Consider the following 10,557-nt stretch of genomic DNA (forward strand, 5'->3'; position numbering starts at 1 on the left):
AGGGGTCTCGTATCATGAACTCAGTCGTTTTTGCAAGAACGACTGAGTCTTTTCAACTCAGCGGAACTATGAGATAAAAGACACATAAAAAGACGGAGGGTGCTTTGGTTGGGGTCTGGGATTCGGTCCTTGGGGTCAGACTAGCACCTCCGACTTGCAGGAGGACATGAATTAGACAGGATGGCGCTAGGCGTTTAATATCTAACGAGATTGTGCCTGCATCTTCGGGGGATAACCTTTGTCTTTGAAACAAGTTCGAAGACGCAAGGAGGTCATCCCATGTACTACATCGGAATAGATATCGCAAAACGCTCTCACGTTGCGGCGGTACAAGATGCTGAAGGGGCTGTCGTTATCCCTGCGTTCAAGTTTTCTAACACACAAACTGGGTTTGAAGAGTTCTTGCAGCGCTTGAAGGACAAAGATGTGAATCCTGATGAGTGTAAAGTTGGCATGGAGGCAACAGGGCATTATTGGATTTGTCTGTTCGATTTCTTGTCTGCTAATGGCTACAGTTGTGCTGTTATAAATCCCATCCAAACTGATGCCTTTAGAAAAGTTGAAAGCGTACGTGTTACCAAAACAGATGCCATAGATGCCGTCTTGATTGCCGACTTACTACGCTTTAAAAACTTCGCGGAATCAAAGATGAAAGACGAGCCGAATGAGGAGTTAAAGAACCTCGCACGTTACAGAAGCTTTTTGGTATCTGAGTCTACTGCTGTCAAGAACAAAGCGACGGCGGTTCTTGACCGGATCTTCCCCGAGTTCGCTAATTTATTTGCGGACAAATATTGTGGAGCTGCAATTGCCCTGCTCAAAGAGTATGCAACACCTGCTTCTATCGCAAAAACTGATATTAGAACTTTGACGAAGATAATAAAAGAGGGTTCACGTGGGCGCCTCGGTCGTGAAAAAGCCGAGCAGATAAAAGCAGCGGCAAAGGTCTCAATTGGAGCATCACTTGCTGCGGAAGGCCTTGCCTTTCAGCTGAGGTTGGTCCTTGAAAACCTTGATTTCGTGAGAGGCCAGATTGGAACTATCGACACACGGTTAAAAGAATTATTAGAGGTTACTCAAGGGAAGTATTTGCTTACTATTCCAGGTATTGATGTTGCCTTGGCCTCTTTGATAGCGGGAGAAATAGGGGATGCAAATCGATTTGAAAAGCCAAAGAAACTCATCGCTTATGCCGGTATGGATGCTACTAAAAAGCAATCTGGAGAGTCTGACAATGATGGCCACATGTCCAAGCGCGGCTCTGCCCAGCTTCGCTATGCGTTGATGCTTGCTGCTAAAACTTGCGCTCAAGCAGACCCCTATTTTGGAGATTACTGTAGCAATAAGATGGCGGAAGGCAACCATTACTACATAGCCTTGTCCGGTGTTGCCAGAAAACTTGCTGGGGTGATATTGTCTCTCATGAAAGAACAACGACCCTATGAACCAATGCCGCCAAAGCATCATCAAGGAGGCCATCTTAACTCCTAAATTGACTCAAATACTTGAAAGTTCAGCGATTGTGATTGCTTCCCGACGAGAACAATGGCCTAATTTTTCACGCCCAAAATGGTGAGCTTTTCTGGGTAATAAACCTCACATAAACCTTTACAGATCTTTAAAATAAATCGAAATCAACTCTTGACTCCGGATAACAGGTCTGACCCCAGAGTTTTACCGTGAATAAACTATGAAATACTTGACAAGAATAATTTCAAGGAAATTATTCTAAAAAGCTAAACATGGTTTCCATGTGAGTCGAAAAGGTTTATAGTGTGATTATTACAAGTAAATCGGTACATCGTTCCAAATTTCACCGGCACCCGTTACGGGGCTACCGGTACATCATTACGCTCTATCGGTACACCACAACATATTGATTTGACTCGCATACTCGTCATTCTCCAAAATCATCGCTAGCGCAGCAAAGATGACTGCGTCGCAAAACGATGATTGGAGAAAATTAATGAGTAGTGTTAGCTACCGCGATGTGCTCCGCCATCGTGCCAGCGGTTTGAGTTTGCAGAAAACTGCAGACGCTTGCGGCTGCGCCCGATCGACGGTACAAGACATCGTGCAACTCGCGAAGAAGCGCGATGTTGGATGGAAGGATGTTGAGGATCTTACCGACGCCGAAGCGTATGAGCTGGTAAGAGGAAAGCCTGAGCAAGTCGAGCTCTACGCGCCCATCGACTACAAAAAGATCTACGACGAAATGACGCGCGACAGAACCATGAAGATGACCATTCTGTGGGAAGAATACGTCATCGAGGCGGTTGAATCCGATAAGCGCCCCTACCAATACTCGCGCTTCTGCGAGAAATACCATGTCTGGTGCGATGCCAACGATATTGCCGTCATCAGGCGATACATCGCCGCTGACATTGGAGAGTTTGATTGGGCCGGCAAGAAGCTGACCATCTGCAATCCCGATGCTGGCGAGCTCGCTGATGTGCCGGTATTCGTGGCCTGCCTGCCGTATTCGCAATACGTATTCGTCCGCGCATACCCCGATATGACGATGGAAAGCTGGCTTCAAGCAGCGGCCGACAGCTTCGCATTCTTCGGCGGGTGTCCCCGCATCGTCGTTATCGACAATCTTCGAACTGGCGTAACGAAGCATACCTCCGAAGAGATCGTGCTTAACCGGACGTTCAGGGAATTTGCCGAGCATTACAACGTTGCGGTAATTCCGCACGCACCTCGCCGACCACGCGGTAAGAACAGCGTCGAGTCGTCTGTTGACAAGTTCGCCAACAAGATACGCCTTGAACTGCGAAAACAGCGCTTCTTCGATATTGACGAACTCAATGAAGCCGTTGCCGCAAAGGCAGCGGAGCTAAACGCAAAACCCTTTCAAAAGCGCGCTTCATCTCGGGCTGAAGTGTTCTTGGAACGCGAGAAGCCATGTTTGCAGCCGTTGCCCGAACGCCCTTGGGAACGCGCGATTTGGTCGCCAAAAGTCAAAGTGGGAAAGAACTATCACGTTTTATGCGCAGCCGATAAGGTTCTCTACTCGGTTCCCCATCGCTTCGTCGGCAAAGAGGTCGAGGTCCGCACTACGCCGCATGCCGTCGAGGTTTATTGCGAGGGCGAGCGTATTGCCATTCATGCTCGTCAGCGCACGCATATGCCCGAAGACGGACCGATCACCAATCCTGAGCACCGCGCAAAGCATCATGCCGACTACCTCGATCACGACAGCGAGTGGTATCGCCATGAGGCAGCTAAGACAGGCCCTGCTACGACAAAGGTAATCGAAGGTTTCCTAAGTGAAGGACTCGCCGAAGAGCAAGGATGGGGCTGGTGCGAAAAGCTTTTAAAGCAGCGTGCATCTCATTCATCAGCAGCAATCGAGAGCGCGTGCGAAAAAGCGCTCTCGATTCTGGCGAACCCGAGCTACAAAGCCATCAGCACCCTGATAAAGAATACAGCCAAAAGCACTGAGCTCGATGATCCCGCGGGCGGCAACCCGTGGGCTATTCGCCGCTACTAGCTGGAAGGATACAGCAAAATTATGCTAAAGCAGCAAACGATAGAACAACTAAAGAAACTGAAGCTTACTGCCATAATTGAAGCCGCAGAGGCGCTTGAGAGAAGTGGGCAGGCGAAGGGTCTGACCGCGCAGGAATACGTGGCAATACTCATTGACAATCTCTACACGGTGAAGATGACAGAGAAAATCGAAAGGCTCATATCGGGCGCGCATCTTGAAGAGCCCGATGCCCACCTCGAAGACCTTTGCATGGATTCAGACCGTGAACTCGACGCTGGGTTGATATCGCGCCTTGCCACAGGCGATTACATCTCTAAGGGCCACAACATCATCATACAAGCAGCGGCTGGTGGCGGAAAATCTTTCATGGGGTCGGCACTCGCCAATGCAGCGTGCCGCCAATTTGTTAAGGTGGAGTATCTGAACTACCGCGACATGGTTGACGAGCTGCTCGTACTTCGTACGGATCCATTGAAGCACAAAAAGAAGATTACCTCGCTGAAGCGACTTCCGCTTCTTATCGTGGATGACTGGTTGCTTTCCGATTCGATTACCATCCAAGAAGTAAACGAGCTGTTAGCTGTCGTCGATGCACGCACGCGAGCCAAGAAGCCCACTATCATCTGCACGCAGTATCTTGTTGATGGCTGGCCGGTTCTTTTAGGCAATTGCCCTGCGGGAGACTCGGTGGTCGACCGTATAAAGAACAATGCGTACATCATTGAAATCAAGGGTGGGATCTCGATGCGCGAGCGCTTCAAGGATGACGATCTGAAAGAAAGCAACCATGCTGTCGCGTGAGGCCGTGCGGCAGATATTGCAGCAGGCATGCAGCAGGAATCTTTGGATGGCTGTTCCGATTGAGCTGGAAGACTACATCGTGGACTTCGCTGCAAAGAACATGCGGGCCGAGGACGTCAACGACTCAGTATGCGGAGAGTTGTCTGAGCTTGCGGCAACCTGCACGTTATGATGGCACGCCGGGGTTCTAGATCTCAGTAATCCTAATCCGTACTCACAGAGAAACGAATTGCCTGCCGACGTAAAGCCGTTTACCGTGACAACGATATACGACACACGCGTTGAAACGAGCTGTATCTAGTAGCTGAAAGGGCCCGATTGCTTTCGATTGCAGTCGGGCCCTTGAAATCAATATCTTGTGGGTGTGCACTGCTAGGCAGAATCACTGTGCCGATGCTGCGGAATGCCGTACCGATGGTCTGGAACGATGTACCGATACGGGTGTAATAACCACTCGGTCAACTCTCTTGGTAACACCATGGCGTAAGTGCCCTCAGGGGTCGTGATATGCCGTTTAAGGCTGTATTTCAGCTTTTTTGCGGTCTTTATCAAGGAGTCACTCATTTCATCCAAATTGGCCTGCAGAGGGCATTTTTGCGCGTATTCGTTTACGAGCAAGCCTGTATCTACCAAGAAGCTGTCATCATCTTCTCCGATAACAGTTAGTGGGCTTGTGGCCCCTTCTGCTCTGTTGAAAAACGCTGCCATTGATAACAGCAGGCGTACGTTGTGCGCCAGGGTGTCAAACTCGCTGCGTTGTATAAGATGGTAGTTGCCTTCGAGCTCGACTTTTGCGCGGCACACATCAAATGAGTCGCTATTCTTCTGTCTTCGCTCAAGCTTTCCCGGAGCACCGTTTTCTACAAGTTCTAAGCCCAAATACTGAATAGCGGGGAACCACTGATTCAGCGTGGTCTTCACCCGTGCATCTTCTTTTCCACCTATGCCCAAGTCGGCAAGGTTCTCATCTCCGCAATTCAAACACATAAGCTCTTCGCCGAATCTGAACGGAATCATCCTTATGAGGTCGATTCTGCGCTTCTCGTTGGTGGCGCTTGCCATGGCCGAAATAATAGCGTCCATATCCACGGGCTCGTCATCATTGCAGTCTATGGCTCTCACCAGCGCAATTTCTTTATTCAAGTAGGATATTTCCATTTTTCACATCTCTTAGGTGACTATTAATCGCATATATACCATATACTATTTTATAACGACTTTGCTCAGGTTGGCGCCAGGTGAAGCGTTGTTTTATCAATAGGGCAGACCCCTAAAGCGTCTCGTTTTCCTGCTGCAAGGTAGGGAACGGGGCGCTTTTTTCGTTTTGCCTGCCATGCAGAAGCAAAAAAATCCCATCGCAGGGTATCCAAAAGCCAAGTTTCTTGCCTTCAACAGTAGAGGGGGTTTGTCCCTTCTACGACCGAAAGGCAGGAATCATGCGTAAAAGAGACAACGGCAAAAGCAAGAAGTTCGTGATGTTCGCCAGGGCTACCGATAAGCACGGCGCTCATCGCAAGGCAAGCGTGCAAGTAAGCGAGGAAGTTTACCGGGAGTGGTACAAGGCCACCAACCATTTTGCCTACCTGCGCAAGCTCGATCGCAAACATGGCGTGCTGAGCTTGGACGCGCTGGATTACGAATTCATCTGCTACTCGATATTCGAGGTGGGCATCGATGACGATGATGAGGCGGAATTTGAAAGGCGCATCGCGAACCTGGTCGTTGCATTGTCGCAGTTAAACGAGAAGGATGCGGCGCTTATCGACGCACTCTTCTTCGAAGGCGTATCCATGCGCGAGTATGGCCGCCGCATCGGGGTGACGCATCGAACGGTGTCGAAGCATCGTGCTCGCGTCCTAAAGCACTTAAGGCGCGTAATCGAAAACCGTGCAGCAAGGATGGGGGAGTAGCCATGGATATGCAAGCCTACCTTGAGCAATGCAAGCAGGTAGATGTCACTACGGTCGACCCTTCGACGCTGCGCGACTTGGGCGACGTGGCGATTGACCCGAAGCTTAGCGATGACGAGCGCATTTCGAGCTTCATCGAGCAGATCGGCAACCCGTACTGCTACAAGTCCGATGGGTTGGTGGTGAAGCTGTCGTTCAAGAACGAATGCTCTCTTGAAGACGCGCTGGCCCACTATGTCACCGTCAAAAGCTCATAGCGCAGTGCGTAATGTGCTGCTTGAAAAGATTAACGAATCCGTCTACTATATGCCTAGGCGGGAATTCCGGTTCTATTCCATTAACAACAAGAGCCGAAACCATGACCTCCTGGGCACATTGCTTTACAGGAGGTTTTCCTATGCTCAAAACCATTGACGCGCCCAACGGGGGCGCTTGGCGCGCTGCAAGCTACGAGCGCCTTTCGCGTGACGATGAGAACGTCGGCGAATCCAACAGCATCGTCAACCAGCGCAACATCATCGCCGACTTCGCGGCCGAGCGAAGCGATATCACTCTCGTCCAAGACTACTGCGACGATGGCTATTCGGGCAGCAACTTCGAGCGCCCCGGTTTCAAGGAGATGCTCGACGCGCTCTCCACCCGCGAAGTCGACGCCATCATCGTCAAGGACCTGTCGCGCTTCGGGCGCAACTACCTTGAGATGGGCTATTACCTCGACCGCCTGCTGCCGCAGATGGGCGTGCGCGTCATCGCCATCGCCGACAACTACGACAGCGTGGACTCGGCGCAGATGTCCGACAGCATCATGATCCCGTTCAAGAACCTGATGAACGATTTCTACTGCCGCGACGTGTCCACCAAGATTAAGACGCAGCTGGTGGCAAAGCGCAAGCGCGGCGAGTGCGTATCTCCCTGCCTGCCTTACGGCTACCTGAAAGACGAGACGGACAAATCGAAGATCGTGGTCGATCCGCAGGCGGCAGCCGTGGTCCGTGACATCTTCAAATGGAGGCTGAAGGGCATGAACGCCGAGGCTATCGCCACCAAGCTCAACGACAACGGCACCGACACGCCGTTCATGCACATGCGCAGCTTAGGGCTGCGGCCTTCGGATAATTTCAAGCGCTCGGGCAAAGACGCCTGGAGCGCGCGCGTCGTCATCCGCATCCTGGCAAACGAGATGTATCTGGGCACGCTGGTGCAGGGCAAAACCTACAAGCCCGACTTCCGCAGCAAGACCGTCGTCGCGCGCCCTGAAAGCGAATGGGAGAGATGCGAGGGGTCGCACGAGGCAATCGTCGACGAGCGCACGTTCAACCTGGTACAGGATTTGTCGGCGCGCGATACCCGCACATCGCCCGGCAAGAAAGGCCTGGGGCTGCTGGCGGGATTCGTGTTCTGCGCGGATTGCGGCTCCACCATGGCGCGCCGCAAGATACGCCGGGGCGAGCATGAATACGTGTACTACACCTGCATGGGGCACCGGCACGATTGCAAAAGCTGCACCACGCACAACATCAACGGCAACAAGCTGGTGGCGGCAGTCGAGCGCAGCATCCGCGAGCGCATGGCGGCCGCGCTTGACGATGGCGACGTCGAGGGCAAGGTGAAGCAGGCTTCGCGCACCGCGCAGCTCTTGGCTGACTTGCAGGGCCAGGAACGCGCAATGGTTGCACGCATCGAGCGCATCGCATCGCTCAAGCGCCATATGTACGAAGACTATGCCGACGAGGTGCTGAGCAAAGAGGAGTTCCTGGACTTCTCGAAAGCCTACGACCACGAGGTGGCGCAGCAGAAGAAGGCCATGGCGCAGATCGCCGAGCGTGCGAGCGCTTTGCGCGCCGAGCCCGACAACGAGTACTTGGACGCGCTCGCGCGGCATCGCGACTTCGAGGAGCTCGACCGGCTGATGCTGATGGAGCTCATCGACCGCATCAACATACATGAGGGAGGCATCGTCGAGATCGTCTTCCGCTTCCATGAGCTGGGAAACACTGGCGAGGTAGACGTCAACGCTTCACAAAAGGATGGTGATGCGTAATGGATAAGGCCGAGAAGAGGCTGTGCGACCTGCTGGCCCGCGCGCAAAACGACGGGCAGCACGGCAAGGGGCAGCCTTGGCGCACGGCTGTCTACATCAGCGCGACCTATTGGTATGGAAGCGGCCATTCCGTACCTGAGCTTATGGCCGAGCAGTCGAAGATGTGCAAGGCCAAGCTGCACCGCATGCCCACATTGAAGAAGGAGATGACGTTTCGCGAGCGCAATACGGGAGCCAAGGGAGACGTGGAACTCAAGCGTCTGATCGATGAGGTGGCAAGCCGCCATGTCGATTGCATCCTGGTGGCGTCGGTGGGCTATTTTGGCTACTCGTGCGTGTGGGCGCAGAACTTCCTGCGCACGATTGTCGGCTGCTGCGGCGTGCGCTTCATCGATTGCGCGGCGGGCTTCGACAGCTTCTACGACAGCCTTGAATTGTACGTCGACCAGATAACCAAACACCACAGAAGCCATGCGCGCTATGCCGCCTGCGAACAGCGCGAGCGCAGACGAACGCCCCAGCAATCGGAAGTGCCTTACGGATACATCTGGAGGCCAGGCGGGAAAGTCGAGGTCGACGAGTATGCGGCAATCGTGGTGCGCAGGATATTCGCCTGGGCGGCAGCGGGCGGCCACTCGGGAGATATTGCTGACTTCCTAGTCAGCCGCGGGGTGATGTATGCGCCAGACCATTGCCGCCAGCTTTACGGACGTGCTGCGAAATCCAAGCTCAACTGGAGCAAAAGGACCATAGATGAGCTGATTGAAAACCCCTTCTACCGGGGGCTTATGGCACCGTCTACGTTTCGCGTGGGCGGCGTGCCGGGAAAGCACGAATGCGCGGTGATTCCCGCAAGCGAACGCAATTACGTGCGCGGGCCGCAAAAGGCGTTGGTAGACGAAGAAACGTATCAGAAGGCCCTTGCAACGCGCAATGCCCACCGCACTAACGGCGGCAGGCGCGGGTTGGATGCCTTCATCGAGGAGGTAGTTCATGGCACGCAAATCTAGGAAGGCAAGCGCCGCTGCGGATGAGCCTGTGCAAGCGCGGCCTGCAGAGCGCATATGGCGAACGGCCATCTACGCGCGCCTGTCTTTGGTGAACAACGGCAAGGAAGACGACAAGAGCCTTCGCAGCCAACTTGACCAGATACGGGATTTCGTCGAGACCAAGGGCGACTTGCGCGTGGTGGGCGAATACGTCGACAACGGGCACACCGGCACCAACTTCAAGCGCCCCGAATTCCAGCGCCTTATGGACGATATCCGCCAGCGCGTCGTCGACTGCGTCGTGGTAAAGGACCTCTCGCGCTTCGGGCGCGACCATGTGGAGATGGGCAACCTGCTCGAAAACGTGTTCCCGTTCCTGGGCGTGCGCTTCATCGCGGTCAACGACTGCTTCGACACGCAAGACCCTGCCAGCGCGGGCTCTATCATCGTGCCGGTGAAGAACATCGTGAACGAGGCGTACTCGCGCGACCTTTCGCGCAAGGTCGTCCAGGTGAAGTCGCGCCAGATGGAGCAGGGAGTGTCGCCTCAGGGCATCACCGTCTACGGCTACCGCTTCGATCGCGACGACCGCACGCATCTGGTGCCCGACGAGGAAACGGCCAAGTACGCGCGCCTCATCTTCCAGCGCAGGCTCGACGGTGTGCGCCCTAAGGAGATCGCGCGCGAGCTCAACGACCTTGGTGCTCCAACTCCTGGCATGCACTTCGCCTCGCAGATGCGAAAGAAGAACCCTGCGGGCACGATCTGCGGCATGTGGGAATCACGTCATATCACGAGCATCGTGAAGGATCCCGTCTACACGGGCGACCTCATCTTGCACAGGGGCGAGGTGCGCGATACGCCCACGGGCAGGCGCTACGTGAGGCTGCCCGAAAGCGAGTGGCTGCGCTATCCGAACACCCATGAGGCCTTCGTTTCCAAAGAGGACTTCGCCAAGCTCGCCAAGCAGCGCGAGGGGCGCAAATTGCCCGAAAGCAAGCGTCCGGAGCCGGTCGAGAACATGGAGCCGGTTGTCGGGCTTGGCGAGGAAGACAACGTCTTTCGCCACTTGGCCTATTGCGCCGAATGCGGGGCGGGCATGCAGGCTTGCCGCAACAAGGTGAACGGGCTGTATCGCTCGATGACCATGGTGTGCAGGACGCATTTGAAGTTCGGGGGCTGCCAGAAGAACTCCATCGACGAGCTTCAGCTGCGCATGCTGGTGGCAGATCAGATTCGCGCGCAATTGAGCCTCGGCCTTGGCTTGCAGGGCCTGCTCGACCAGCTGCGCAATCTGCCTAAGGCGCAAGAGCGCAGGCA

The 10,557-nt window shown here is 54.0% G+C and carries 10 protein-coding genes; 9 read left to right on the forward strand and 1 reads right to left on the reverse strand.

What is annotated here, in order from left to right; translation table 11 throughout:
• Window positions 1-279 precede the first annotated feature (279 nt).
• The 4 genes from RR842_RS08840 to RR842_RS08855 all read left to right on the forward strand — a co-directional run bounded on the left by RR842_RS08840 (window position 280) and on the right by RR842_RS08855 (window position 4,469).
• Window positions 280-1,491 carry an IS110 family transposase gene (locus tag RR842_RS08840; RefSeq protein WP_332729514.1) on the forward strand — a complete coding sequence of 404 codons (1,212 nt, stop codon included), beginning with the start codon at window positions 280-282 and terminating at the stop codon, window positions 1,489-1,491.
• Window positions 1,492-1,966: 475 nt separating this feature from the next.
• The gene (istA, locus tag RR842_RS08845) at window positions 1,967-3,496 is read left to right on the forward strand and encodes an IS21 family transposase (RefSeq protein WP_332729515.1); all 1,530 of its coding nucleotides are present in this window, start codon (window positions 1,967-1,969) and stop codon (window positions 3,494-3,496) included.
• 21 nt (window positions 3,497-3,517) lie between these two features.
• Window positions 3,518-4,297: an ATP-binding protein gene (locus RR842_RS08850; RefSeq protein ID WP_216530025.1), complete on the forward strand. Its 780-nt coding sequence runs from the start codon at window positions 3,518-3,520 to the stop codon at window positions 4,295-4,297.
• Window positions 4,284-4,469, forward strand: a complete 186-nt coding sequence (locus RR842_RS08855; protein ID WP_332729516.1) for a hypothetical protein — start codon at window positions 4,284-4,286, stop codon at window positions 4,467-4,469. Before RR842_RS08850 ends, RR842_RS08855 begins: the two co-directional genes overlap by 14 nt.
• A 200-nt stretch (window positions 4,470-4,669) precedes the next feature.
• On the opposite strand, the gene RR842_RS08860 is transcribed toward RR842_RS08855, so the two are convergent.
• Complete coding sequence (locus tag RR842_RS08860; RefSeq protein WP_332729517.1) at window positions 4,670-5,455, reverse strand: hypothetical protein; 786 nt, start codon at window positions 5,453-5,455, stop codon at window positions 4,670-4,672.
• Window positions 5,456-5,733: 278 nt separating this feature from the next.
• On the opposite strand from RR842_RS08860, the gene RR842_RS08865 reads away from it, so the two are divergent.
• The 5 genes from RR842_RS08865 to RR842_RS08885 all read left to right on the forward strand — a co-directional run.
• Window positions 5,734-6,207 carry a sigma factor-like helix-turn-helix DNA-binding protein gene (locus RR842_RS08865; RefSeq protein WP_216529929.1) on the forward strand — a complete coding sequence of 158 codons (474 nt, stop codon included), beginning with the start codon at window positions 5,734-5,736 and terminating at the stop codon, window positions 6,205-6,207.
• A 2-nt stretch (window positions 6,208-6,209) separates the two neighbouring features.
• Window positions 6,210-6,464 carry a DUF6870 family protein gene (locus tag RR842_RS08870; protein WP_216529928.1) on the forward strand — a complete coding sequence of 85 codons (255 nt, stop codon included), beginning with the start codon at window positions 6,210-6,212 and terminating at the stop codon, window positions 6,462-6,464.
• 140 nt (window positions 6,465-6,604) lie between these two features.
• Window positions 6,605-8,248 (forward strand): recombinase family protein, encoded by a 1,644-nt coding sequence (locus RR842_RS08875; RefSeq protein WP_216529927.1) that lies wholly within the window; start codon window positions 6,605-6,607, stop codon window positions 8,246-8,248.
• Window positions 8,248-9,258, forward strand: coding sequence for a recombinase family protein (locus RR842_RS08880; protein ID WP_332729518.1), 1,011 nt, complete (start codon window positions 8,248-8,250; stop codon window positions 9,256-9,258). Before RR842_RS08875 ends, RR842_RS08880 begins: the two co-directional genes overlap by 1 nt.
• On the forward strand, window positions 9,242-10,557 hold a 1,316-nt coding region (locus RR842_RS08885), incomplete at its 3' end, for a recombinase family protein (RefSeq protein WP_332729520.1). The genes RR842_RS08880 and RR842_RS08885, both read left to right, overlap by 17 nt.

The sequence above is a fragment of the Gordonibacter sp. genome, from assembly GCF_036667095.1.
In the GTDB taxonomy this organism is placed as follows: domain Bacteria; phylum Actinomycetota; class Coriobacteriia; order Coriobacteriales; family Eggerthellaceae; genus Gordonibacter.

Excerpts from the sequence above, each read along its gene's own strand:
- RR842_RS08840 (WP_332729514.1), top strand. The coding sequence starts at position 280 with ATGTACTACATCGGAATAGATATCGCAAAACGCTCTCACGTTGCGGCG.
- istA (WP_332729515.1), top strand. The coding sequence starts at position 1,967 with ATGAGTAGTGTTAGCTACCGCGATGTGCTCCGCCATCGTGCCAGCGGT.
- RR842_RS08850 (WP_216530025.1), top strand. The coding sequence starts at position 3,518 with ATGCTAAAGCAGCAAACGATAGAACAACTAAAGAAACTGAAGCTTACT.
- RR842_RS08855 (WP_332729516.1), top strand. The coding sequence starts at position 4,284 with ATGCTGTCGCGTGAGGCCGTGCGGCAGATATTGCAGCAGGCATGCAGC.
- RR842_RS08860 (WP_332729517.1), bottom strand. The coding sequence starts at position 5,455 with ATGGAAATATCCTACTTGAATAAAGAAATTGCGCTGGTGAGAGCCATA.
- RR842_RS08865 (WP_216529929.1), top strand. The coding sequence starts at position 5,734 with ATGCGTAAAAGAGACAACGGCAAAAGCAAGAAGTTCGTGATGTTCGCC.
- RR842_RS08870 (WP_216529928.1), top strand. The coding sequence starts at position 6,210 with ATGGATATGCAAGCCTACCTTGAGCAATGCAAGCAGGTAGATGTCACT.
- RR842_RS08875 (WP_216529927.1), top strand. The coding sequence starts at position 6,605 with ATGCTCAAAACCATTGACGCGCCCAACGGGGGCGCTTGGCGCGCTGCA.
- RR842_RS08880 (WP_332729518.1), top strand. The coding sequence starts at position 8,248 with ATGGATAAGGCCGAGAAGAGGCTGTGCGACCTGCTGGCCCGCGCGCAA.